The organism is Paenibacillus aestuarii (genome assembly GCF_027789125.1).
GTDB lineage: Bacteria > Bacillota > Bacilli > Paenibacillales > NBRC-103111 > Paenibacillus_E > Paenibacillus_E aestuarii.
In genome coordinates this window covers 122,334-144,919 of sequence record NZ_JAQFVF010000022.1, presented here as the reverse complement: position 1 = coordinate 144,919, position 22,586 = coordinate 122,334, and the positions used below count along the sequence as shown (strand labels likewise).

Annotated in this window: 27 protein-coding genes; 13 read left to right on the top strand and 14 right to left on the bottom strand. The window is 51.8% G+C overall.

The features are described 5' to 3' along the window. Positions 1-213: 213 nt before the first annotated feature. Positions 214-657, top strand: a complete 444-nt coding sequence (locus O9139_RS08045; protein ID WP_270878936.1) for a PilZ domain-containing protein — start codon at positions 214-216, stop codon at positions 655-657. On the opposite strand, the gene O9139_RS08040 is transcribed toward O9139_RS08045, so the two are convergent. The 3 genes from O9139_RS08040 to O9139_RS08030 form a co-directional block, all read right to left on the bottom strand. Beyond that, on the bottom strand, positions 650-1,135 hold the full coding sequence (locus tag O9139_RS08040) for a GAF domain-containing protein (RefSeq protein ID WP_270878935.1): 486 nt from the start codon (positions 1,133-1,135) through the stop codon (positions 650-652). The genes O9139_RS08045 and O9139_RS08040 overlap by 8 nt on opposite strands. 390 nt (positions 1,136-1,525) lie before the next feature. Next, positions 1,526-2,755 (bottom strand): S-layer homology domain-containing protein, encoded by a 1,230-nt coding sequence (locus O9139_RS08035; protein ID WP_270878934.1) that lies wholly within the window; start codon positions 2,753-2,755, stop codon positions 1,526-1,528. Between the two features lie 212 nt (positions 2,756-2,967). Beyond that, a complete protein-coding gene (locus O9139_RS08030; protein WP_270878933.1) occupies positions 2,968-3,420 on the bottom strand; it encodes a hypothetical protein in 453 nt (150 codons plus the stop codon). Between the two features lie 183 nt (positions 3,421-3,603). On the opposite strand from O9139_RS08030, the gene O9139_RS08025 reads away from it, so the two are divergent. Further along, complete coding sequence (locus tag O9139_RS08025; protein WP_270878932.1) at positions 3,604-4,875, top strand: hypothetical protein; 1,272 nt, start codon at positions 3,604-3,606, stop codon at positions 4,873-4,875. A 106-nt stretch (positions 4,876-4,981) separates the two neighbouring features. Here O9139_RS08025 and O9139_RS08020 read toward each other — a convergent pair whose 3' ends face one another. Next, positions 4,982-5,854, bottom strand: a complete 873-nt coding sequence (locus tag O9139_RS08020) for an RNA polymerase sigma-70 factor (RefSeq protein ID WP_270878931.1) — start codon at positions 5,852-5,854, stop codon at positions 4,982-4,984. 150 nt (positions 5,855-6,004) lie between these two features. On the opposite strand from O9139_RS08020, the gene O9139_RS08015 reads away from it, so the two are divergent. Next, complete coding sequence (locus tag O9139_RS08015; protein ID WP_270878930.1) at positions 6,005-6,565, top strand: RNA polymerase sigma factor; 561 nt, start codon at positions 6,005-6,007, stop codon at positions 6,563-6,565. Next, positions 6,552-7,889 carry a hypothetical protein gene (locus O9139_RS08010; RefSeq protein WP_270878929.1) on the top strand — a complete coding sequence of 446 codons (1,338 nt, stop codon included), beginning with the start codon at positions 6,552-6,554 and terminating at the stop codon, positions 7,887-7,889. Before O9139_RS08015 ends, O9139_RS08010 begins: the two co-directional genes overlap by 14 nt. A gap of 47 nt (positions 7,890-7,936) precedes the next feature. Here O9139_RS08010 and O9139_RS08005 read toward each other — a convergent pair whose 3' ends face one another. The 3 genes from O9139_RS08005 to O9139_RS07995 form a co-directional block, all read right to left on the bottom strand. Continuing rightward, the gene (locus O9139_RS08005) at positions 7,937-8,464 is read right to left on the bottom strand and encodes a YfiT family bacillithiol transferase (protein ID WP_270878928.1); all 528 of its coding nucleotides are present in this window, start codon (positions 8,462-8,464) and stop codon (positions 7,937-7,939) included. Positions 8,465-8,678: 214 nt separating this feature from the next. Further along, a complete protein-coding gene (locus tag O9139_RS08000) occupies positions 8,679-10,133 on the bottom strand; it encodes a flotillin family protein (protein WP_270878927.1) in 1,455 nt (484 codons plus the stop codon). Between the two features lie 15 nt (positions 10,134-10,148). Then, positions 10,149-10,700: an NfeD family protein gene (locus O9139_RS07995; protein ID WP_270878926.1), complete on the bottom strand. Its 552-nt coding sequence runs from the start codon at positions 10,698-10,700 to the stop codon at positions 10,149-10,151. Positions 10,701-10,915: 215 nt separating this feature from the next. Here O9139_RS07995 and O9139_RS07990 point away from each other — a divergent pair, with 215 nt between their 5' ends. Together O9139_RS07990 and O9139_RS07985 are read left to right on the top strand one after the other, a co-directional pair. Beyond that, entirely contained in the window at positions 10,916-12,460 is a 1,545-nt protein-coding gene (locus O9139_RS07990) for a copper amine oxidase N-terminal domain-containing protein (RefSeq protein ID WP_270878925.1), read from the top strand. Positions 12,461-12,574: 114 nt separating this feature from the next. Then, positions 12,575-12,913 carry an LSm family protein gene (locus O9139_RS07985; protein ID WP_270878924.1) on the top strand — a complete coding sequence of 113 codons (339 nt, stop codon included), beginning with the start codon at positions 12,575-12,577 and terminating at the stop codon, positions 12,911-12,913. 173 nt (positions 12,914-13,086) lie between these two features. Here O9139_RS07985 and O9139_RS07980 read toward each other — a convergent pair whose 3' ends face one another. Beyond that, complete coding sequence (locus O9139_RS07980; RefSeq protein WP_270878923.1) at positions 13,087-13,557, bottom strand: CBS domain-containing protein; 471 nt, start codon at positions 13,555-13,557, stop codon at positions 13,087-13,089. A gap of 63 nt (positions 13,558-13,620) precedes the next feature. After that, positions 13,621-14,862 (bottom strand): NAD(P)/FAD-dependent oxidoreductase, encoded by a 1,242-nt coding sequence (locus O9139_RS07975; RefSeq protein WP_270878922.1) that lies wholly within the window; start codon positions 14,860-14,862, stop codon positions 13,621-13,623. 202 nt (positions 14,863-15,064) lie between these two features. Here O9139_RS07975 and O9139_RS07970 point away from each other — a divergent pair, with 202 nt between their 5' ends. The 3 genes from O9139_RS07970 (at position 15,065) to O9139_RS07960 (ending at position 16,031) form a co-directional block, all read left to right on the top strand. Beyond that, positions 15,065-15,265, top strand: a complete 201-nt coding sequence (locus O9139_RS07970; protein WP_270878921.1) for a cold-shock protein — start codon at positions 15,065-15,067, stop codon at positions 15,263-15,265. 68 nt (positions 15,266-15,333) lie between these two features. Continuing rightward, positions 15,334-15,534, top strand: coding sequence for a cold-shock protein (locus O9139_RS07965; protein ID WP_270878920.1), 201 nt, complete (start codon positions 15,334-15,336; stop codon positions 15,532-15,534). After that, the gene (locus O9139_RS07960) at positions 15,531-16,031 is read left to right on the top strand and encodes a hypothetical protein (RefSeq protein WP_270878919.1); all 501 of its coding nucleotides are present in this window, start codon (positions 15,531-15,533) and stop codon (positions 16,029-16,031) included. Before O9139_RS07965 ends, O9139_RS07960 begins: the two co-directional genes overlap by 4 nt. 9 nt (positions 16,032-16,040) lie before the next feature. Here O9139_RS07960 and fumC read toward each other — a convergent pair whose 3' ends face one another. Beyond that, positions 16,041-17,444 (bottom strand): class II fumarate hydratase, encoded by a 1,404-nt coding sequence (gene fumC, locus O9139_RS07955; RefSeq protein ID WP_270879040.1) that lies wholly within the window; start codon positions 17,442-17,444, stop codon positions 16,041-16,043. Between the two features lie 249 nt (positions 17,445-17,693). Here fumC and O9139_RS07950 point away from each other — a divergent pair, with 249 nt between their 5' ends. After that, the gene (locus O9139_RS07950; RefSeq protein ID WP_270878918.1) at positions 17,694-18,092 is read left to right on the top strand and encodes an acyl-CoA thioesterase; all 399 of its coding nucleotides are present in this window, start codon (positions 17,694-17,696) and stop codon (positions 18,090-18,092) included. 2 nt (positions 18,093-18,094) lie between these two features. On the opposite strand, the gene O9139_RS07945 is transcribed toward O9139_RS07950, so the two are convergent. Then, entirely contained in the window at positions 18,095-18,664 is a 570-nt protein-coding gene (locus O9139_RS07945) for a pyridoxamine 5'-phosphate oxidase family protein (RefSeq protein ID WP_270878917.1), read from the bottom strand. 156 nt (positions 18,665-18,820) lie between these two features. On the opposite strand from O9139_RS07945, the gene O9139_RS07940 reads away from it, so the two are divergent. Further along, positions 18,821-19,420: a DUF3298 and DUF4163 domain-containing protein gene (locus O9139_RS07940; protein WP_270878916.1), complete on the top strand. Its 600-nt coding sequence runs from the start codon at positions 18,821-18,823 to the stop codon at positions 19,418-19,420. A 2-nt stretch (positions 19,421-19,422) separates the two neighbouring features. Here the strand turns inward: O9139_RS07940 and O9139_RS07935 are convergent, their stop codons facing one another. The 3 genes from O9139_RS07935 to O9139_RS07925 all read right to left on the bottom strand — a co-directional run bounded on the left by O9139_RS07935 (position 19,423) and on the right by O9139_RS07925 (position 21,143). Beyond that, the gene (locus O9139_RS07935; RefSeq protein WP_270878915.1) at positions 19,423-20,343 is read right to left on the bottom strand and encodes a TRM11 family methyltransferase; all 921 of its coding nucleotides are present in this window, start codon (positions 20,341-20,343) and stop codon (positions 19,423-19,425) included. A gap of 71 nt (positions 20,344-20,414) precedes the next feature. After that, positions 20,415-20,660: a hypothetical protein gene (locus O9139_RS07930; RefSeq protein ID WP_270878914.1), complete on the bottom strand. Its 246-nt coding sequence runs from the start codon at positions 20,658-20,660 to the stop codon at positions 20,415-20,417. A gap of 69 nt (positions 20,661-20,729) precedes the next feature. Then, entirely contained in the window at positions 20,730-21,143 is a 414-nt protein-coding gene (locus O9139_RS07925; RefSeq protein ID WP_270878913.1) for a phage holin family protein, read from the bottom strand. A 315-nt stretch (positions 21,144-21,458) separates the two neighbouring features. On the opposite strand from O9139_RS07925, the gene O9139_RS07920 reads away from it, so the two are divergent. Together O9139_RS07920 and O9139_RS07915 are read left to right on the top strand one after the other, a co-directional pair. After that, positions 21,459-21,893 (top strand): helix-turn-helix domain-containing protein, encoded by a 435-nt coding sequence (locus tag O9139_RS07920; protein WP_270878912.1) that lies wholly within the window; start codon positions 21,459-21,461, stop codon positions 21,891-21,893. Between the two features lie 85 nt (positions 21,894-21,978). Then, complete coding sequence (locus O9139_RS07915; protein ID WP_270878911.1) at positions 21,979-22,584, top strand: ImmA/IrrE family metallo-endopeptidase; 606 nt, start codon at positions 21,979-21,981, stop codon at positions 22,582-22,584. Positions 22,585-22,586: the final 2 nt, after the last annotated feature.

Below are 22,586 nucleotides of genomic sequence, written 5' to 3'. Positions count from 1 at the left end.
CAGCGCTGTTCAAGCGTGGCAGATCTCCTCAAAGACAAAAGGAGCTAGGCGTCTTATACGCTTAGCTCCTCTTTTTATTATTGCGGATATGCGGCAGGCGCTCGGCCGCCCCGCCGCTGTAAATTTTTCCCATCCAACAACTGGCATAAAACAGTTCAATATGACTAGAAATTATAGTATAATTGACCTACCATTCTCTAAAGGTCGATGATTATGCCATTCAATAAACGGGAAAGCTTCCGAATCAACCTTCAGATTCCGTTATCCGCAAAGTTCAAAATCATAGGCATTGAAAATAAGGCCACCGACACGAAATATACCAAGATCTCGATCAAGGATATCAGTGCAGGCGGTGTTCGTATGCACACGCCGTTGGATCTTCCAGTGAATATGAACTTGCTGCTCGAATTTACATTCCAGCTCTTTAGTCAGGAAATGAAGGTGCTCGGTACCATTACCAGAAAAAATATATTACAAAGCACGCTATATGAATATGGGATCAAGTTCAGCATCGCCGATCTGACGCTTGAGAATCAGCTGACAAGGCAGCTGCAGCTGCTCAGCACCCGCTTGCGGAACACGAACATTTTGACAAGCTGCAGCTTCTGCTCGGAAGAAGAACTCGCCGAAATCTATTCAAACTATCCGCTTACATAGCGGCAGCCAGTGCCTGAACGAATTTCTCCAGGTACTGCTGATCGGTTTCATCAAAGCGGTTTTTGATCGGGCTGTCGATATCCAGCACTCCGAGGAGCTCACCGTTTTTGACAATGGGCACTACGATCTCCGATTGGGAGGCTGCATCACAGGCAATATGTCCCGGGAACTCATGCACGTCAGCCACGCGGACGGTCTCCTTGGCCTGTGCCGATGTCCCGCATACGCCTTTGCCCAGCGGAATCCGCACACATGCCGGCAGTCCTTGGAACGGCCCGAGCACGAGGCCTTTCTCTTCCTCATCCAACAGGTAGAAGCCCACCCAGTTAATATGTTCCAAGAATTGCTGAAGCAGCGCTGCCGCGTTGGATAAATTCGCAATCCGGTTGTGTTCATCGTGAACCAGCGCTTCCAGTTGGCTGATCAACAGTGTATAATTTTCTTCCCTTGTTCCCTCATACATAGACTTCGCAAACATTCACCAACACCCTCGCTTCCCATGAATACAACATACTTTAATTACGTCTACTATGATACCAAAAATTTAACTGACAGCCAAAGCCGACAAAGCCCCTCGACAATGCCACTTTTCTCCTGCATAAACTATCACGACCCTCGACCGGGTCAAAGGCTTTCAAATGCAGCACATTACACCATGCGGTGAGTCTGTCGTGTAAAAAAAGACAACTAGCCTCTCAGCTAGCTGCCTGCCTCTTCCTTAAGTCCAACAAACTACTGCCCATCGTCGGCGCTGTGGACAACGTTGTGCGGCTCCTTGCCCCAGCTGAACGTCACGTAGCAATTAACCAGCACCCCCTTGATCTTCGCCAAAATGTACATGCCCGCTTGCGCCCAAGTCGCCGCCTTATTATTTGTGAATAATAGAGAACACGAGCGTCTTACCATCCGGCTCTAGACGCGTTTCGACCGAGTAGCTGCCAATCTGCTGCGTCGTTGTCTCCAGCATGCCCTTGGCCGCCGCCGTCGCACACGCATCGCTGAATGCTCGGAAAAACGTCTCAGCGTCATACCCGAACAGGTAATCCGTAAACTTGCGGATGCTTTCCATATTCCGCGCCAGCGTCCCGTCCTCCAAGCGTACAGTCACGCCGTATGTGGCGAATTGCGGATCCAGCCACAAGGACGCCTCATTGCTGTTGCGCACCGCCGCCGTTGCGCCGCCAACCGCTAAGCTTTTGGCATTGGCATCCTTGAACAGCCGCAGCGTCGTCTCTTCCAGGTCATAGTTCGTTCCGCGCAGCTTGCCCGCCTCTTCCATCACCTCGTAAGCCTGCAGCATGCGCTCATCAGGGAAGATCAACTTCTTATAGCTGCCGTCCTTCGTCGGCACTACTTTCACGAACCCGTCGCCAGCATTGCCGACGTTCAGGCGCTTCGCTTTATTTTGCAATCTGGCGATGATTTGCAGCGCTTCCGCCCTCGTCACATAACGGCCTACGCCAAAATACCCATTGGGGTATCCTTCCATAATCCCTTTCGTCAACGACTCACCGATAAATTTCTGCTGCCTCGCGCTCGCACTTTGCAAATCCCCGAACCGGGACGCCATCTTTTGGCTGTAGACCTCGTCCTCCAAATACTCCGTTTCTTTCAGCAAATAATATAAAATTTCCGCAACATCCTCACGCTTGAGCTTGGCCTTGTAATCGACGAACTGGCCTTTTGTTATGAAGTGAAGGTCGCTGGCCAGATCCAGGTATGGCTTCGCCCAATAGCCCACTGTCTCTGGTTTGAACGTAAAATCCCGGTAATCCTGCTGCAGAATGCCTTGATTGGCGGCGCTCAGCGATTGGATAAAGGACGGTTTCCAATTGCGTTCCCCATTCGGATATATATCCGTATAGGCTAACAGAACGATCTTCACGAACTGGTCCGCTGTGACGGATTCATCCGGTCTGAAAGTTCCATCCGGGAACCCGTCCAAAAGGCCCTGCTGCGCCATTTGGCTTATCGTCTGCTCCGCCCAATGACCATGAATATCCGTAAAACCCGCTGCCTCCGCTTTCCCTTGTACGACACCAGTTAACATGATACTGCATAAAGCGATTATTGCCAGACATCTCTTCAACCTTATCATTTGTGACTCTCCGCTTCTCCATAATTTGAGGTTCTATCTGCATAACACATAGGATAAGCCTTCCCATCCGCTTTGAAAACCTGCTAGAAGCCTAGACGTATCCAAGAAAAGGAACTACGCCCGTTGGGACTATAGCTTCACTATTGAATAGCTCTCCCAGCCTTCCTTTGTGCGAGATGAATAAAAAAGACCCCTTGCGGGGTCCTTCTTGTTTATCCGGTCAAAGACGTTTGTTGTCCAATGACCCTAACGGAATTATAATAACGAAGCCAGTCAGTGATATACATCATTTTGGTCAAATAATCCGGTACGCTTCCTTGCAAATAAGCATATTTGTCCTGCTGGAGCAGTTGATGCATCTCCCAGCTTTTCATATAGATCGCTTTGATGAAGGCCTCTTCCGTTTGCGGCTTATGCAGGTCCGTCCCCCGTGAAAGCTCAATTTCCTCAATGATGGCCCCTCGATAATAAGGATGTACATTGACCTGATAGCCCGTATCCCTGTACACCAGGCCTGAATATTCAAAAGGCAGCCAAAATAAATTCGTCTTCTTATCGCTAAGTTTCACTGTATACGCAAGTCCCATGTTCAGTGCGACCGGCTGTGGATAGTTGTTAATTTGTCCGGAGCGAATATGATCCCAGACATGCTCAACGAAATTCATGCGTTCTCCTCTTCCCCTGGGGCTTGATTAGGTAGACAGCGTCCTGCGTCCATACCTACATATTGCGGCTGGGACGGGAAGTTGTCAAGATTGTCGCAGGCGTTTATTAGGCCATCATGCATGACTTTAGCCATGATTTCCCATACTAACTGAAACACTTCTAGTGTCGAGAGGAAGGTCCCTGTGAGTCACCATTCGAACCCAAGATGGCCGCTCGTTTCGATCCGACGATTCGATATTGTCTATCTACAACGGCAAAATCCGTATATGGTCGCTTGGTGGTCGGCCTCGTTCCCCGGATTCAGTCACCTGCTTTTATACAAGAACTCCATCGGCATTATTTTGACCCTGTCAGAGGTATTTATTAACTCATTTGCCAGCATTAATATTGGCATGGTGTATTCATTTTGCGGCAATTTTGAAATGGCTAAACAAGCTGTCCAGCCTTTATGGGCGTTCGGGTATATGATTATTTATCTTTTTGCTATCTGGGACAGCTATCGCTGCGCGCTCGAGATGAACAAACAATATGAATTGGCTGTTCTCGAGAACGGTCGCGTTTCTAATTATTTACTCAAATCAACAGGCATTCAATATATCGAAAAAAAACACCCGCTTGCAGCAGCGGCCTGCTCTTTCTTCTTCCCAGGCCTCGGCCAGTTGTATAACAAGCACATTTGGCTTGGCTTCTACGGGATATTCTGGTGGTGGTTTTATCTGACCTTCTCCCACACCTATGAGGCTGTTCTTGCTTTCCTTACACACAACGGACACCTTGTCAAAAGCATCTTGCACCCGCAATGGCTGATGTTTATGCCTTCCGTCATTGGCGGAGCCATGTATCATGCTTACACGAGTTCCATCGAACAGAATCGATTGTTCCGTACGCTGCAGCGCCAGTATTTAACAGACCGCTATGACAATTCCCAATGCGTGTTATCCGGCTTCTCGGGAGGAGAACAACCCTTGTGGATCGTAGGCACATTTGAGCACTCTATTGAAGTCGAACAGGCGTTATCCAACCTGGAGCACAGCGGCATCGACAAGAGCCGAATCATTCCCGTCCTCATGGATACCGATTCCAGCCCTGCGATTCGCTTCACCAACCAGCGCTATGATCAGATGTCCAGGCCTATAGAAATCGGGATCGCCTGCGCGACAGCTGCCAGTGTCATCGGGATCAGCGTCGGGTTCATCCTCGAGTGGGGGCCAATTATTTGGGGCATTGTGTATGCCATCGGCGGGTTCACTGCCGCCTTCGCCGTTAGTTATTTGCTGAAGCCCAAACAACAGCGCACAAGGAAGTCTGACAAGCTGCCGGAAGTGACCGTACTGGTCCAGTATGATAAAGAGGAGGAAGCATCCTCGATCAAGGCGATCTTGTGGCAATACAACGCGCTGACTGTAGGAAAACTAAACAATAATCATCCCGTTTTGAATTCTCCGGCCCGCTAAGGATCTCCTCCCCATTGCGATCTAAGCAACCCCCTACCACAATTTCCGCAGGAAAGACTGACTGATATCCAGCCCTTCTTTCGAATGGTATATCGAAGGAATGGGCTTATTTGTTCGTTTTGAAAAGATCCAATTTATCCGGATTTCGCATAAAATACAGACGGTGCACACTGCCTCGCTCATCCAGCTCGAGATTTATCGCCGCTACCACCATGCCATCCTCTGTAATCACCATGCCATTTTGGCCGTTCATTGGTATCATCTGATACTCGTAATTGCGCTCCTTATACTTAGAACGAATCCCCAGTAGAAACCGGATCACGCGCTCACGGCCCAGAATCGGATGCAGCGCCGCCAGCGCTTTGCCGCCGCCATCGGAGTACATAACGACGTCTTCCGTCAGCGAGCGGATCAGCCCTTCCAGGTCGCCTGTGCTGGAAGCGTGCAGAAACTGCCGCGCTAAGCTGCGCGCATGCTCATCCGCCTGGACAACAGGGGCCTCTTCATCCTGCAGCTTCCGCTTGAGACGGCTGAAAATTTGCCGGCAATTCGCTTCGGATTTACCCACAATGTCGCTAATATCGGTATAATCATATTCGAAGGCTTCGCGCAGGATGAAGACAGCCCGTTCTACAGGCGTCAGCCGTTCCAGATATACCATGAAGGCATAGGAGAATGTCTCATCGCGCTCGATCGCATGCAGCGGATCATCCGCACTAACGATCAATGGCTCCGGCAGCCATTCGCCGACATACAGTTCCCGGCGCTTGCGCGCAGACTGCGCATAATCGATGCAGCGGTTCGTCACCATTTTGCACAGATAGGCTTTGACATGGCGCACTTGATCGTCTGGCAGCTGCTGCGCATTGACGAACGTGTCCTGAACCATATCTTCAGCGTCGGCAGCCGAACCGAGCATCCGATAAGCAATTGAAAATAATAGAGGCTTATATTCATCATATAGATTGGCAATATTCACGGTCTTATCACTCCTTTAAGCGTAGTATACTCCTTGCGGTTTACCACGCCAATAAAGACGAAATGCCACCCTTGATTGTGACCATAATTATTTTCATTTTTTACGAACTTTTTTCCGCTTGCTACGTCTAATTTTTGGAGAGGTGAGAGTATGGAGACGACCGGTGTCCATGTATTTGAATATTTAAAGTACGTATCTGAAACGACCGATCAGAAAGCAATCCTGCGCAACTTGATGGAGGCTTACGGCAATGACGTATGGAATTATGCGTTCAGTATTTGCCGAAATATGGACCTTGCCGATGACATTACCCAGGACGCTTTTTTGAAAGTATACCGCAACCTGACAACTTTCCGGGGCGAAGCCTCCGTCAAAACTTGGCTGCTTACGATTACCCGGAATACAGCATATGATTATTTACGCAAAGCATTTTGGCGCAAGGTTACCTTGGTTGGTTTCATTCAATCCACCGGTACATCGCAGTCCGCGGAGAATGAAGCGATGGAGAAGCTATATGCCAGTGATATATGGAAAAAAGTGATTTCCCTACCCCCAAAATATCGGGAAATTTTGATTTTGCACGCCCATTATCAGCTTTCGACGAAAGAAATGGCCGCTGTGCTCAATATTTCAGAAGGGACCGTCAAATCAAGGCTCCATCATGCCAGACTGAAGGTAATGAAGGAGCGTGAAGCGCTTGAAAACTCCTGATCCGGATGATATGCAGGAAGATTTGGAGTCAGGACCGCTCAAGCAAACAGGGTTTACGTCCAAACTCCAACGTGAGATTGAACAAGCGATTGACCGTAAGGAACGCGCGAAGCCACGCATGAAGCCTTTTCTCGTCATCGCCGGAATCGGCGCTGTGACAGCTGTCTTGCTGTTGTATCCCTGGAATACGATACATACGAGAAGCGAGGCCCTTATGGCCATGGAAGCACCGATCCCCATGGAGGCCCAGTCGGCTTCCTTGGTCGCGCCTGCGGCCGTTAACACGGCATTATTAATCGGGTTAAGAACCGACCATGAGGAAACGGACAGCAACCGGGCGGTGAAGACGATCCGGTTCAGCACGTACCGGACGATGCTGATCGCCCCGGTTCGCGGCAAATTGCAGAAGACTTCGGAAGGGGACGGCATTCTCATGCCGTACAAACAGAACTTCTGGAAGATCGACTCGCTTGTCGCCAGAACGAAAACGGATGAGATTCATTATTTATCGGCGCATTTGGCTGATCAGCCTGCAAAAGCAGAAACGTTCACCGACGATCCGAACGAGAAGCTCAACCATGTCGAGACGCTGCGTTTTGTTGGCAACCAATATTTGTCAATCGCCGAATCCGAAGAGGCTTTGGTGGGCAACACCTCTTACCAGGCCGACCGCGTCTGGGTACGTACCCTCCCCCAACTGAAGGAAGGGCATACGATGCACCTGTACAATAAGCCTGTTGATAAGAATCATGTATCGCTTTCAGACCTGTATGATTCATCCATAAACGGCGTGCTTTCCAACATGCGACTCTCCCTTAAAGGTGCAGCAGCACCGCAAGCGTTGACGGTGTCTGCAGCAGCATCCGCTACCCCTACGCCGGCGGCAGATCAAATTGGCGAGCTCACTGGCGAGAGCTGGTCGATTGAACGGGCCCCCGGCCGTTGGGTCGGCAAAGTCGCGGAGACGACTCGCGCCGAAGCCGGCACCTCGGAACGTTACAACCTGCACGAGCTCCCACGTGACCTGCCGGACAAAGTGGTCAACCATGACGAGCTCTGCTGCTCTTGGGGCGACATTAAGGCCAACTGGCCGAACGCCACCGATGCCTTGACCTCGCCGATGAACGATATGATGGTCATCTTCGAAGGCGGTAAGCTGAAGTTTTACTCCTATGGCCAGGCGCCGAACAGCGCACCCGAACTGACGCTGGACCTCCAGCAGCGCGAGCAGCTGGTCATGGCGCAATGGGCCACTGATCACTATGTGCAGGAGTGGATCGATAAAGTTGACCGTTATTTGCCTAGTAACACCAATCACGATTAAATCAAACACCCCCTTGACCCATTATGGATCAAGGGGGTGTTCATCTTTTACCAGCCCATCCGGTCGCGCAGGCGCGTGATGTGGGCGATATGATGGTTGCCGTGCCAGGCGTAGATGCCGACATTCCGGTCCAGACGGATCGTCGCCCCCGATGCCGGATGGACGAAAGCACGTGCCAACTGCTCCTGATGCAGCGCACGCAGCAGCAGCATCCAACGGCTGTGCAGCGCGTCCAGCAGCGTCAGCGACAACTCGACCGGCGCGGTGCGGCCATCGCTCAACTCTGCCCAGCGCTCTTCATAATACGGCCTTATCGTTGGCTCTTCTTCCGTCAGCGCGAGTTTAAAGCGCATGTAGCTATTGATGTGGCTATCAGCCACATGGTGCACCACCTGGCGCACCGTCCAACCCCCAGGGCGGTACGGTGTGTCCAGCTGCTCGTCGGATAAGCCGCTGACCGCATCACGCAGCCGGTTTGGCGTCGACTCGATGTCAGCCATCCAGAGCTGAAGCTGCTCCGCTGAAATATCCCCTTCGTGTTCAAACTCGCCAATCGGATAACGTAAATCTTCCATACGCTCATCTCCTTATGCTTTTCTTACTTTGCAGCTGCATACATCCATTGCACTCATCAATCGCCAGCAAAATGCAGCTTTTCCTAACTATTTAGCCGTATTACCCCGTTTATCCTGCACGACGAGCAGTGAATTCCACCGGATCGCCTTTTCTGACTAGAATATCAAACAAAAATCCCCCGCACAGGGGGGATTTCCATTTCCGACTATTCCTCTATTCTTTCGAACTCACATCAGCAGCCGGCTTCAGCGCTTGATCTTTGCCCAAAAAGGCCCTGGCCAAATCCGTCACGGTTTTGCCGGTTAAAGTTTGCGTGATCTCCGGTACTTGCGCAATCATTTTGGTAATATCGCCGGTGAGGCGATTGACGCCGGATGTCTCGCCGTCTGAGGAGATGACCGTAATCTTGTCTACATTGCTTAGCGGAGCCGCAATTTTCTCAGCCAATTCCGGCAGCATGCGCAGAATCTCCACCGTGACCGCCGCTTGCGTGTACTGCTTGTAAGCCTCCGCTTTCTTCTCCAGCGCCTCAGCTTCCGCAATACCGGCCAAACGGATGACCTCGGCGTTCGCCCGTCCTTTGGCCAGCTCCGCTTCGGCCATCGCTTCCCCGCGCTTGCGCGTCGATTCCGCCTCTGCCTCGGCCTCGAGAATCTGCCGCTGCTTGCTTACCTCAGCACGCAGAATAGCGGCCTGCTTCTCCGCTTCAGCCGGCTTAATGACCGTCGCCTCAAGCTCTCGCTGCTTGAGCTCAACTTCGATCTGGCGAACATTCTTATTCGCCTCGGCTTCCATCTGCTTGATCCGCACCTGCTCGGTTACGAGCGACTGTTGAATTTGATTTTGTTTCAATTCATAGGCCAGATCGGCCTCCGCCTGACGGCTCGTCGTCTCCTGCTTGAATTCGGCTTCCTTGATGTTCAGCTCTTTGCGGTACTGCGCTTCCTTGGCGTTGGCTGCCGTTTCCGCCTCGATTCGCAGCTGGTGCGCCTCCGCTCTGCGGATTGCCGCCTCCTTCTCTGTCTCTGCCTGGCGAATCTGAATATCCCGCTCGACTTCCGCCTTGGCGATGCTGGCGCTTTTGCGGATGCGCTCCACCTCCGGCACGCCGAGATTGGCAATGTAACCTTGATCGTCAGCCACACGTTTCAGTACGAAGGAGATCAGACTGAGCCCCATTTTGTCCAAATCGTCAGAACAGGTCTCCCGCATCTTGCTGTTGAGCTCATCCGGATTTTTGAGAATCGACTCCACGGGAAGCTGCCCAACCAAACCGCGCAGGTGCCCTTCCACCGAATGCAGAATAATCGTCTCCCGTTCAGCCAACGAGTGATCCAGGAACTGCTCGGACGCAGTCGCTATGGCGATCGGATCACTTTGGATTTTGATCTGAGCGACAGCTTCAATCTTCAAACGAATGCCTTGCTGAGAAAACATCGGTTGATCCGGCTTCACATCGAAGCTCATCAGCATCATGGAAATTGTCTTGTAACTTTGAAAACCAGGAATAACGAACGAACCGCCGCCCTGCACCACCCGCTTACCACCGAGACCGAACACAATCATCGCTTCATTCGGCGGAACCTTCTTGTACGCTTTCACAATCGAGATTAGTAAAATAAAAACAACAATGACAATTGCCGCAACGCTGTACAATACTGTTAACATGCTTCCCTGCCTCCTCTACTCTCCGTCCAAATCACCGAGCGCGTCCTTAATTGCCATTACAGTCGCTACCCCATGCTGCATCTTCAAAATGACGACCTTCGCTCCCTTTGGAATCGACTCGCCATTGTCAGACTTGGCGCTGACTGTGCGCTTCGTGCCCTGCAAAACGAATTTCATTTCACCCATTGCCTTACCATGAATAGGAATGGTTAATTGCCCCAACTGGCCATTCAAGTCGAAATCGCTCTCTTTCATGCTGTGATCATGTTTGTAAATCACTTTGGCATAAAAGATAAAAAACAGCCACCCGATCAACACCCCCGAAACGATGGCAATCAGCAAAATCCAGAGCGAATTCTCCATACCGACGGTCCCCAGCATGTAGCCTACACCGCCAAATACCGTCATGCTGGCTAAAATCGAAGACAGATTAAATACCGTCGGCCCTCCGTGTCCATGTCCGCCTCCGCTGTCGACATGAAATTCAGAGAGATCCCCTCCAAAAAACGTGACGAGCAGCGTAAGAGTCAGGCCTGCCCAAAAACATATGGCGAACAAAGTCATCATGCGCCTCACCTCCCGTGCATGGAATAGACAGACAACCATTCCAACATTTAGAAGTCTCACTACTTATAGACGTATCTCGAACAGAAAGGTTTCGGAAGTGCCATGATTTGTAAACTTTTCATATTTAAAACGAATCGTTCCCGCCTGCCATGCGTATAATCTTTCAGCGCGGTCTCTTGATTGCTCTATTAACTATGAAGGAGTAGATGAAGCACATGCCCAAGAAACGATTATCCTGGTGGCTCTCCACCGCACTTGTTGTCCTTCTCTTCGCCCTAACGGGCTGCCAAGCTGTACAAGGCCTGGATATCGCTCAAGCCATCCAGAACAATGCCAGCATCACCTCAGGAGCTTCCAACACTTCAATTCAATTCGAGCTGGTCCCAGGTACTAAACCGCTATCAGCCGATGAACAAGCACTCGTTGATACGTTTAATCCTCTGAAGTTGGAAATCACGCATGCAATCATGGAAGACAAGCAGCACTTGTCAGCAGACGGTACCTTGACGTACAGCAAGGGCTCCATTCCATTCAAGCTGAATCTCTTGGACACCCAATATGTCATCCAGATCGAGGGGGCTCCGAAACCCGTTGTATTTGATCCTTTCGCCGCACAAGGCGGAACAAGTGCACAAGCGGCGGCACTTTTGCCGGAAGGCATCCAAAGCAAGCTGGGCAGCGCGATACAGCAAATCCAACCCGCATTAGTCAAGCTGCTTATAGCCAAAATGCCCAATCCGCAGCACATTACGGTAACTTCAGTATCCGATACGATTAATCAAGAACCTTTGAGTTTGCAAAAAGCGCATATCGAAATGAACGGCACTGAGGCAGCGTCGCTCCTGTCAACAATGCTGAGCGGCCTGCTTGAAGACGAAGAAGGGCTGCAAGATCTCATCGGTCAGCTGTATGACGCCATTCTCCCCGTCATTCAACAACAGGCCGGAGCTGATTCGCAATCTTCCGTATTCCTCTCTTTGCTGCAAAATAAACAAGTAGCGGTTGGGTTCGCCTATTCTGCTGTACGAAGCTTTCTAGAGAAGGCTGTCGCCGATCTGGGGCAAGCGAGCCAAGATAGCTCATCTTCATGGTTTAGCAGCAAGGCTACCCTCAGCTTGGATCTGTTCATAGACGGTAACAAGCAGCTGCGTAAACAGGCCGCTGAACTGTATATTCCTGCCCCCGAGCCTGATGCAGACATTGCTGCGTACAAGCTGAGCTTTGCAGCAGAATCGTGGGACCTTAACAAGCCGATGAAGCTGAACCCTATTGATACGTCCGGCGGTACGATGAAGATTACTTCTGAGCCTAGCTCACTCTTTGTTTTCCTCAGCCAACTAGATAAACAATCAGCGATTTACAAGCTTTTGAAAGACGATTTGCATGTTACGCGAAAAGTCATTCATCTGGCCATGAATCAAAGCGGTGATGCCGAGGAAGGCTCCTTGCAGCCTTTCATTAATGCCGATGGTGTCACCATGGTGCCGGTTCGATTCATCTCCGAGCAGTTGGGCGCCGAAGTGAAATGGAACGGAGATCTGCAGCAGGTCACGATTATCGATGCGCTGACAGGCAAGACGATTGTCCTGACACTGGATAATAAGATTGCGAGCGTGAACGGAGCTAACATTCAACTAGAAAGCGCAGCAACGCTGCACGACAGCTCGACTTTCGTCCCTGTCCGATTCATCGCCGAGACGCTGGGCAGCAAAGTTGAATTTGATGATGCAACAAGGGTTGTCACCATTAAACGAGACTAAAAAGAAATTGCCGGCGGGTATGCGTGCACCTTTTACGAACTGTTGAATAGGTTAGTATGGAATTCTAGGCGAACAACAGGCTGCTCAAGCAGCGATACGAAAAGGAGGGAACACATGTATACCCACCCGTCCTACCCCCTGGGTCATCATGGCCCGCAAACCATTTATCAGGCTGATCCTTCATGGATGCCATTACTCAAACAAAAAAGAGACCAGATCTACGGCGCACTGCACCCCCATGTCGGGCACACGATCCGCGTTACGACAGTAGACGGACATACGTACGAAGGCACACTTGTGAATGTAGACGGTCACCACGCATACTTGCAAGTCCACTCGCACGGCCATCAACATGGCGGCCAACACCGTCCGATCTATACACCTGCGCAATACAACCAAATTTTGACCCTGGTGCTGTTCGAACTGCTGGTCATCGTCCTCCTGTCAATGTAAGTACAAAGCTCGCTCCTGAGGCTGTTCAGCGGCCCTTAGGAACGAGCTTTTCTTGTGCTTTGTGCTCATATAAAAAATCCTAACTACGGACACAATATAAATTGCTTATATTGTCTTCGTAGTTAGGATTATTGATGGCATACGCATGCACGTATGCGGTTTGTGAAAATGACTCAGCTCGGTCTTTTATGCATAAACTGGTCGTTCAGATAACGCATCAAATCGCTACGGCTTATAATGCCGGCCAAGTAGCCGCCGTTCTTTTCCACGACAACTTTCTTCAAGTTTCTTCGGCCCAGTATTGTTGCCACATCATCGATCGCCATATCCACATTGACGGTGATGGCTTTTTTCGTAGCGAACTCCATCACATTCGAGGTAATGACGTCCCGATACTTCTCTTCAATCGTCTGCGTGTCCAGCCAGGTTGAGGAAAAAAATGGAGATACCATCATCACTTTCGTCTGTGAGCCTAACGCACGCATAATATCGCCGTCACTGACATATCCTTTGATCTGATTACAGTGATTGACCACAGGCATGCTGCCTACGCGATATGTGACCAATTTCTCGATAACGGTCCGAATTGTATCCCCTTCCAAAACTTTGACGACTTGGGAAACCATGATGTCCGACGCTTTCATCGCACATCCCCCCATTCCAAAGGATGCTCACAATTTAATTGTAAGTCCCCCGCCAATCTTACGTCAATGGACGTTTCTTCCCTCCCCAGCCTTTTTTTGACGGTAGACAAGCTCCGACACATTCCCTTGCTTACCGCTCAGCAGACTAGCCATGTCCCAGGTTAACTTGCGGATGTGCAGCCCCACCTTGCCCGTTAATACGAGATTCATGCCCCATTTCTGAAGCCATACCAACCCTCGATCTGGTCCTAGACTGATACAGAACACGTTCGTATAGGACGCATGCTGCGGCCCGTTCATGGAGGCGAGTTCCGCCTTGATAATTTTGGCCAATCGCCCCGCTTGAGGGATAGCTTCCTTACAGGTCATCCCATCCGCGGCGCCGGAGACCGGATCCATAATATGCGCGCAATCGCCAATCGCATATATACCGTCGCTGCCATGCACATGGTACTGGGCATCGACCTGCAGCTTCCCGTCGCTCGTTATGGGCAGTCCGAGTCGCTGTACTAGCGGATTCGGACGGAGCCCGAGCGTCCATACACAGGCGCCGACCGGCACGAGCTCGCCGCCGCGCAAAGCCAGCTCGCCGTCGCGGAATTGCTCCGCCCTGGAGCCATGCTTCACGCGGACGCCGATCGCGCTGAGCTCCTGCTCCAGCCGCCGGCTCACATGCGGCGGGGCTGCTTCCAGCAGACGCTGCTGCGAGTTGATCAGCGTCACCGCCACCTCTGCCGGATCGAGTCCTGCGGCTGCCGCCTTGCGGCGCAGTCCGCTGGCCAGCTCGCCGGCGGTTTCGATGCCGGTGATGCCTCCGCCCACGATGGCGACCGACAGGAGCCGCCGTCGCTCAGCCTCGTGCACGGCACGGCGCGCATCGCTAAGGTTCTGCTCGAGCTGGCGCCTGATGCGGTCGCCGCTCTCCATGTCCGTTAGCGAGATCCCGCCCTGTTCAGGGGAAGCTGACACAACCTTGCTGCCCAGGCACAGGATGAGCCGATCGTAAGGCTGATCTTCATAAGCGCCGTCCGGGCGACAGATTCGGATCTGTTTGGCTTCTGGCTCGACAGCGATAAGCTCCGCTTGAATCACCTCGACTGTGTCGCCAAAATAATCCGAATAAGGCACTTTAATAGGCGTCTCTTGCACAGCCCTTTGAAATAGCAGCACTTTCCGCAGGTGAAAGCTTTCCTTATCTATTAATACAAGCTGAATCCGCGGGTCTGAGGCAAACTGCTTTTGCAGGGCGTTCACGGCGTTGAGCCCCGCATAGCCTCCGCCGACAACAACAATACGCTGTTCCATCTTCATTACCCCTCTCGTTTCCGTGATACCTCTAAGACGGAGTGCGCGTTTTTTTTGTGACACGTTAAGGCATTGTGAACTTTTAGTTAAAAGTGGAATAAGCGCTCGAGAAACTGGATATATTATCAAAGCTGCGTTAACAAGTTGTCCGACCAACGAGTCGCCGGCGCAGCATAATTATTTGTTGGAGGTTTTTGTAAACATGGAAACAGGTACGGTAAAATGGTTTAATGCAGAAAAAGGTTTTGGGTTCATCGAAGTTGAAGGCGGTAACGACGTATTCGTCCATTACAGCGCCATAACTGGTGATGGTTTTAAAAGCCTGGACGAAGGCCAACGCGTTCAATTCAATATCGTTCAAGGCAACCGAGGGCCACAAGCTGAAAATGTAGTCAAGCTGTAGCCCCCTCACCTCATATACTTCAAGCTGCTTGCGAACCAAAGTCTACTTTCGACAAGGAGGCGTTCGTTTTGTATTTTTCAAAGAAAACATTAGAACCTGTCCAAGAAGAAGAAACAAGCATCTGGTCCTGCAGTACAGAACAGTGCACTTGCTGGATGAGGGATAACTTCTCGTTCAATGAAAGCCCCGTATGCCCCATCTGCAATTCGACCATGGTTAAGGACACAAGAATGCTCCCCGCCTTGACGAACACAAGCAGCAGAAGATGAACAAAAAACTGCCCTTCTCGGTTGAGAGGGGCAGTTTTTTGTTTTGCGGCGCTTGTGGATGGGCGGCGACGGGCGACGGCGCGCGCGACAGTGTGCAGCGTACGTGTATGCGTGCGGCAAGTGCGGCGTACGCAGACATGTGGAGGCGTGTGCAGCCGTACACGACAAAATATGCTGCAGTCCGGTTTTGCACAACTAAATTACATATGATTGCGCGTGTCGTGGCTGTAATCCGAATTCCCCCACTTAATTCGCACTTTTGTGCCCGGCCTGCAGCGAAACCCCCATTTAAGCGGGCAAAGTCTGACTATAGCTGCTTCGCGCGGGAAAATATGTCGCTGCAATTAGGCAAAATAGGGCTACTGCCGTTTCAAACGGAGGATGCCCACGCTTGGGCGCGCGATCGGACTGCTGCGACTTCAAGCGAGGGATGCCCTGATGCTTGGGCGCGCAACCGGAAGCTGCGGCTCCCGCAAAGGAAGCGACCGAGTTGCTAATCGCTCCGCCTATTCTTTCGGATGAACCATCGCCTCAGGGCGAACGTAGCTGTCGAATTGCTCTTCCGTTAAATAGCCGCTGCGAATCGCCGACTCCTTCAGCGTCAGGCCCTCTTTGTGAGCTTGCTTCGCGATGCTGGCGGCTTTCTCATACCCGATATACGGGTTGAGCGCCGTCACCAGCATGAGCGAACGCTCCAAATTCCGCTCGATCACTGGACGATTCGGCTCCATGCCGACTAAGCAGTTATCGTTGAACGAGCGCATACTGTCAGCAAGCAGCCGCACGGACTGCAGGAAGTTATGGATGATGACCGGCTTGAACACGTTCAGCTCAAAATTGCCCTGGCTCGCGGCAAACCCGATCGCCGCATCATTGCCCATTACCTGACACACGACCATCGTCATCGCCTCGCTCTGTGTCGGGTTGACCTTACCCGGCATAATAGAGCTGCCAGGCTCGTTCTCAGGAATCGTAATCTCTCCGATTCCGCAGCGGGGACCGCTCGCCAGCCAGCGCACGTCGTTGGCGATCTTCATTAAATTCGCCGCGAGCGCCTTGAGCGCGCCATGCGCGAAAACAATCTGATCATGGCTCGTCAGCGCATGAAACTTGTTGGCCGCCGAGACGAAGCGTGTGCCTGTCTCGCCAGACAACGCTTCGGCGACGCGAGCGCCGAATTCGGGATGCGCGTTCAGGCCGGTGCCGACCGCCGTCCCACCGATGGCGAGCTCGCGCATCGCATCCACACTGCTGCGGATCATGCGTGCAGTCTGCTCCAGCATCGCCCACCAGCCGCTAATTTCCTGCCCCAGCGTAAGCGGAGTAGCGTCCTGCAGGTGGGTGCGGCCGATCTTGACGATATCAGCATATGCCTCCATTTTGCTGCGCAGCGTCTCCTGCAGCAGTGCCAGCGCCGGCAGCAGCTCTTCCTCGACGGCGATTACACCCGCTACGTGCATAGCCGTCGGAAACGTATCGTTCGAACTCTGCGAACGGTTGACATCATCGTTGGGATGGATGCGGACTGCACCAGCGCCGTCACCGTCGAGCAGCTCCGTCCCCCGATGAGCGATCACTTCGTTCACGTTCATATTCGACTGCGTTCCGCTGCCCGTCTGCCAGACAACGAGCGGGAACTCGTCGTTCCAGCGGCCTTCGACAATCTCGTCGGCCGCTTTGGCGATGGCATCCGCCTTTTCAGGCGTTAAGCCGCCCAGCTCACGGTTCACCTGCGCAGCCGCCTTTTTCAATAAAGCAAAAGCCTGAATCAGCCTCAGCGGCATCCGCTCGGTCCCAATCTTAAAATTCTCATAGCTGCGTTGGGTTTGAGCGCCCCATAACTTATCCACAGGTACTCTTATTTCCCCCATCGTATCCCGTTCTATCCGATATCCTTGCTCTTCTGCCATCATCTACACCTCTTATCATCTCAGTCTCGCCATAGCTTTCCCAACTTGTGGAGATCTATCAGCCCATCATATCGCTCATCACTGCCGCCTATTCCGCTACTACAGAGGATGTCCCCAGCAAACAAGTTATCCTATAACCTCATGATATCAGCCAAATCCGCATAAACTGGCTTTCACTTTCGGAACTTCGCTATAATGAAAAAAAACACCTGCCTCAATCACAGGTACGTCTGAAGGAGCTTTTGAACTATGACAGTCAAATCGAAGTTGGACATCACCGTCCGTTCCACTGAAATCGATGTGAATGGGCATGTCAACAATGCCAAGTACTTGGAATATCTCGAATGGGGCCGTGAGGAATGGTACGAGCTGTGCAAGCTGCCCTACGAAACTTTTGGTGCAATGGGAATCCAAACGGTAACGGTGAACATCAGCATCAATTATAAAAAAGAATGCAAGCAGGGCGACAAACTAACCGTGACATGTCAGCCTGAGAGGATCGGCCGCTCCAGCTATGTGCTGAAGCAAGAAATCGTCGATGAGCAAGGCGAGCTGCGCGCAGACGCGCTGGTAACCAGCGTAACGATGGACAGCGCGACGCGCAAAAGCCGTGAAGTGCCTGCAGAGCTCAGACAATTTTTTGTATGAGCCTACAAAGTGTTTGTGGATAACTTTTGACCGATCGTCGTAACTAAACCGTCCATGCTGAGGGTGTTCTTTTCTTGGCGGTAAGCTACAAGTCCCTCTTCACCCTTTTGAACGGCCCACTGCTGCAGTGTCGGCCGTTCCCCCTCATAACTGAAATAAGGCACGCTAAAGCCGCATGAAGTTTTCACCACTTCCACTTGAATTGCAATGATTTGCCGTGCTCCCGGCAGCATGGTGAACTGTGGGGCAAGCGTCTCCCACTCGGGCGTGCCAGGCAGAACGACGCGGCCCTTCCCGTACAATCGCAAGATCATCGGCGGACCTTCAACCGCCATGAACATAAGCGTAATTCGCCCGTTTTCCTCCAGATGCGCACTCGTTTCATTGCCGCTTCCCGTCAAGTCCAGATAGGCCACTTCGTTCGCGGAAAGCAATCGCAGTACATCATGCCCTTTCGGCGACAGGTTCACATGCCCTTCCCCATCGAGCGGCGCGGAGCCTACAAAAAAGATATGCTGCTTGGCAATGAACGCCAGATGCTCCGGATGCATAAAATCGAACACTTTTCCCATACTGAACCTCCTAGTTAATCCCATTTATCTCTAGTATGATGGATGAATCTCCGCTTGTAAAATATATAATTAATACCGCCTTCATAGGCTGTGCCTATGAACCATCCGCCCATCCTCCGAATAGGGTGTAAAAAATGCAAGGATGGATGATGAAAATTGGATAAGCCCGTCAGTATAAAAACATACCAGGTACACCGAGATAAGCTCGACCTGTTGTACCCCGCCGTGGAACAGTTGATGCCTTACGCCGTCCAGTATCAAATCAATACCGCCATTGTTAATGAGGTTAATCAAATGCTCCACGATCAAGGATACCCGCAGAATCCGCAAACGGATGTCTCCGCTTTTTATGAACTTAAATCGAATGAGAAAAACATCTTGAGCCTGTCGCTGATCAACTACGCGTTCTCAGGTGGTGCTCACGGATTGACGGTTCAAAAATCGTTGACCTTTGACACCCAAAACGCCAGGCAGTACGCGCTCAAAGATCTGTTTAAGCCGGGCAGCGACTATATCGGCAGGCTCTCGGCGATCATTACGGCCCAAATCAAACAGCGAAACATTCCCTTGTTAGTCGATTTCAAAAGCATTCGTCCCGATCAGGACTACTACATTGCGGACAAAGCGCTCGTCGTTTATTTCCAACTCTATGAGCTGGCGGCTTATGTGTACGGTTTTCTGTATTTCCCGATCTCCGTTTACGATATTCAGGACATTATCGCCGAAGATGGCCCTCTAGGCAAAATGCTCGGTTAAGTCTATTTACAGACGAGCACCTGTCTGCTGAATTTACCCTTGCGGACGATGCAGTGCTCAGCGACGCTGAATCCAGCCTGCGCCACTAACGGCTCGATCGGTTCAGTCGTGATGATCACCGCCCGTTCTGCAAGGCGTCTGGCGCTGGTAAGCATCTCGAGCTGTTCGGCCTCCGGCAGCTTCGAGCAAAGGTTATACGGCATGTCCAGGATGAGCGCTTCATAGCGCCCTGACCAGGTGCGCATATCAGCAAGGCTCACCACATTCGGCATCCCGAAGTGGTCCAGATTGACCCGCGCGCCCCGCACAGCCAGCGGGTTGATGTCACAGCCGACGATGTCGATCCCCATCGACATCGCTTCCACCAGCACCGTGCCGATGCCGCAGCACGGGTCAATGACCCGCGTGCCCGCCGTCTCGGGCACGGCGATGTTCACCACCGCCCGCGCTAAGCGCGTACTGAGGGCGGTGGAGTAGTTCTGCGGCTTCTGCTGGTGCTGAAGCCAGACGGCTTCGCCGTAGCTGCAGGGGCCGAACAGCCATCGGCCCCCGAGCTGCGTGACGGCGAACCACTGCTCTGGCCGCCGCATCTCGGCTTTGCCGCGCAGGTGGCGGCCGATTTCGCGTTCGATCTCGCGCTGGCGGTCATAGCTGACCTCAGCCTCGGTCTCCACGAACGCGACCTTGAACGTTGACCCCGCCGGCAGGGTCAGCGTCTGCACGTACCCGGCCAGCTCCTGCAAGCTGTCGGCCGTGAACTGCACGTCGAGCCGCAACTTCAGGAACGGGCTGCGGCTCGGCGGAATGCAGCGCGCGCTCTCCACGTAGCGCACAAGGGGAGCCTTGTCGAGCAGTGTGCGCAGCTCCAGCTCGCATAGCGCTTGCTCGTCCTCATGGCAAGCGTAAGTATAAATATATGTCATCACACGACCCTCTAACTTTAAGGAATAATCTCCATTGTATCCGAATGGCCGAACGGGTCAAGTCAGGCTGCTCAGATCATGCCGCGTCTTTGAAGTACAACGAGCAGCCTGTAAAAATCATAACTCGCACCCTCGGGCTTATCGATCAGACCAGCCTCTACGGCGGCTTCCACCGCTTTGTTCGCCCACATCGGCACCGGCAGTCTCTCTCTAAGCTCCAAGGCCTGGATGCGATCCTCGTGGGCTTCGACCTTCCCCATTAGCGCTTGATAGAGGGAGTGCATGTCCTTCAGTTCTTTTTGTATATTCATCTGCATGTTCTTGTCCTCCTTGAGTTAGATGGGGCATCCGCATTCCCTAAACAGTCATTTTCCTGGTCGCAGCAATCATTTCTTATCTTTGCCTTTCTGCAGCTGCCGTAGAGCGTTACGTATAGCCGGCGGCCACGGCACGCCGATTGCACCGAAATGTTCAATTAATGCCAAACCCTCACGCCCGGCATAAAAATAAATCGCCAAGTTGCGGAACACGGGAGCTTGCCCGCCGCCGAGAAGCTGGTCGAGCTGCGCGGCTATACAAACCACACTCAGCACACCTCCCTTCCGAATGGCCTCCCAGAGCATTGCATGGCCGCTTAGTTGCTTGGCCTTCAAAGCCGCCAGAACCCCCATGACATAATCAGCTATCATCAGGTAAACAAGAAGCCTGAGCGGTCCTTCCCAGCTGCCTGCCTCTATATGTGTAAGGCGCCCTAGATAAACCATTGATGCAGCCAGTCCTTCTAACCATTGTGAGATCATAAAAGCACTCCTCTCCTCGGTTCGAGGCTTAACTCAGCTTCATTCATCTTGTTTTGAATTTCAAAACACTTTCTTGAATCAGCATCCTCACTCCTTTCCAGCAGCTTTTCTAAACATGTTGTTCTAAAGGCTCACCCCCTCATGAAATACGAGCACGTTTCTCCAGCTGGAAAAGTTTTGAACCTCTAGACCAAATATTACCGAAATCCGTTTTGAATTTCAACACATTTTGTTTAGATTAACAAAACTTTTTTTTCGTCCCCCTCTTGTCATCCACTCTTCTAAGCAATTACAATAGAAGCAGGTGATGAAGCGATGAAAGACATGATTCAATTCGGCAATCGCATCCGACAGCTGCGGCAGCTGCGTAATTACTCACTGCGTGAACTGGGTGCTTTGTCTGGCGTTAGTTATTCATTCATTAATTCCATAGAAAACAATCGCTTCCATCCTTCCAGAGAAACGGTCATCGCTCTAGCGGATGCCTTGAGCGCCCCTGATAAGGACGAGCTTCTATTGCTTGCCGGATTCGCTCCCACTGAAGGAGTCGATTCCGCTGAAGCCGTTTCGTCTTCGGTACCTGCTGAATCGCAGGGCAGACTTGAGGGCAATGAAGTAGACGATCCGGAGATCAGCCTGTTTTTTAAAGATTTCAAAAGCGCCCCGAAAGAGCGTCGTGACGAGATGCTTCGTTTCTGGCAGTTTATTAAAGAGAACGAACAAGCCCGCAAGCCCGGCAGTGAACAGTGACTTTGTTGCTCAGCTTTTCAGCCCGACTGGGCTTTTCTTTATCCCTTTTTTGCGAACATACATTCCCACATGAAGAAGGTGCCGCATGTTTTCTGCATACCAACTGACTCCGCTGGAAGCCTGGATTGAACGTTTATATACCCAACACGGAATTACCGCCCCTGAGCATTTAACGATTAGCCATTTGTCTGCCAAGCTTGGCATCTGGACTTATTATATGGATATGAACAGCATGGCGGTTGAGCATGAAGGCAAGGTTAGCATTAATGTGGATCGCCGCTTATCGGCGAGGGAGCAATGGGAAGATTTCCTGCATGAGGTCTGCCACGTGCTGCGCCATTCGGGCAATCAGATGATCATGCCGGAACCTTACACCGATTGGCAGGAGCAGGATGCGGCAGCTTTTCAACTCTATGCAGCGCTACCCTTTTCCATGATTCGTCATCTTTCATTGCCCGAGCGCACTTCTGAAATGATCGAGGTGCTGTCCGAGGAATTCCAAGTGACCTACAAGCTTGCTAAAGTACGGCTCGAGCAGATCCAGCGCCGTGTTCTTCAAGGCATGCTTGATCAGAAATATCATCTGCACTTGCAGAGCCCGTTTCCCAGATCCGCGCCAGCGCCATGGTCCGCTGCAACCCGCGCGATTATGGACAAGCTCGATTATTTGCAGAAGCAAAGGAGCCTTTGAAC

Coding starts and splice junctions, on each gene's coding strand:
- O9139_RS08045 (WP_270878936.1), top strand. CDS start 214: ATGCCATTCAATAAACGGGAAAGCTTCCGAATCAACCTTCAGATTCCG.
- O9139_RS08040 (WP_270878935.1), bottom strand. CDS start 1,135: ATGTTTGCGAAGTCTATGTATGAGGGAACAAGGGAAGAAAATTATACA.
- O9139_RS08035 (WP_270878934.1), bottom strand. CDS start 2,755: ATGATAAGGTTGAAGAGATGTCTGGCAATAATCGCTTTATGCAGTATC.
- O9139_RS08030 (WP_270878933.1), bottom strand. CDS start 3,420: ATGAATTTCGTTGAGCATGTCTGGGATCATATTCGCTCCGGACAAATT.
- O9139_RS08015 (WP_270878930.1), top strand. CDS start 6,005: ATGGAGACGACCGGTGTCCATGTATTTGAATATTTAAAGTACGTATCT.
- O9139_RS08005 (WP_270878928.1), bottom strand. CDS start 8,464: ATGGAAGATTTACGTTATCCGATTGGCGAGTTTGAACACGAAGGGGAT.
- O9139_RS08000 (WP_270878927.1), bottom strand. CDS start 10,133: ATGTTAACAGTATTGTACAGCGTTGCGGCAATTGTCATTGTTGTTTTT.
- O9139_RS07995 (WP_270878926.1), bottom strand. CDS start 10,700: ATGATGACTTTGTTCGCCATATGTTTTTGGGCAGGCCTGACTCTTACG.
- O9139_RS07990 (WP_270878925.1), top strand. CDS start 10,916: ATGCCCAAGAAACGATTATCCTGGTGGCTCTCCACCGCACTTGTTGTC.
- O9139_RS07985 (WP_270878924.1), top strand. CDS start 12,575: ATGTATACCCACCCGTCCTACCCCCTGGGTCATCATGGCCCGCAAACC.
- O9139_RS07980 (WP_270878923.1), bottom strand. CDS start 13,557: ATGAAAGCGTCGGACATCATGGTTTCCCAAGTCGTCAAAGTTTTGGAA.
- O9139_RS07975 (WP_270878922.1), bottom strand. CDS start 14,862: ATGGAACAGCGTATTGTTGTTGTCGGCGGAGGCTATGCGGGGCTCAAC.
- O9139_RS07970 (WP_270878921.1), top strand. CDS start 15,065: ATGGAAACAGGTACGGTAAAATGGTTTAATGCAGAAAAAGGTTTTGGG.
- O9139_RS07960 (WP_270878919.1), top strand. CDS start 15,531: ATGAACAAAAAACTGCCCTTCTCGGTTGAGAGGGGCAGTTTTTTGTTT.
- fumC (WP_270879040.1), bottom strand. CDS start 17,444: ATGGCAGAAGAGCAAGGATATCGGATAGAACGGGATACGATGGGGGAA.
- O9139_RS07950 (WP_270878918.1), top strand. CDS start 17,694: ATGACAGTCAAATCGAAGTTGGACATCACCGTCCGTTCCACTGAAATC.
- O9139_RS07945 (WP_270878917.1), bottom strand. CDS start 18,664: ATGGGAAAAGTGTTCGATTTTATGCATCCGGAGCATCTGGCGTTCATT.
- O9139_RS07935 (WP_270878915.1), bottom strand. CDS start 20,343: ATGACATATATTTATACTTACGCTTGCCATGAGGACGAGCAAGCGCTA.
- O9139_RS07930 (WP_270878914.1), bottom strand. CDS start 20,660: ATGCAGATGAATATACAAAAAGAACTGAAGGACATGCACTCCCTCTAT.
- O9139_RS07925 (WP_270878913.1), bottom strand. CDS start 21,143: ATGATCTCACAATGGTTAGAAGGACTGGCTGCATCAATGGTTTATCTA.
- O9139_RS07920 (WP_270878912.1), top strand. CDS start 21,459: ATGAAAGACATGATTCAATTCGGCAATCGCATCCGACAGCTGCGGCAG.
- O9139_RS07915 (WP_270878911.1), top strand. CDS start 21,979: ATGTTTTCTGCATACCAACTGACTCCGCTGGAAGCCTGGATTGAACGT.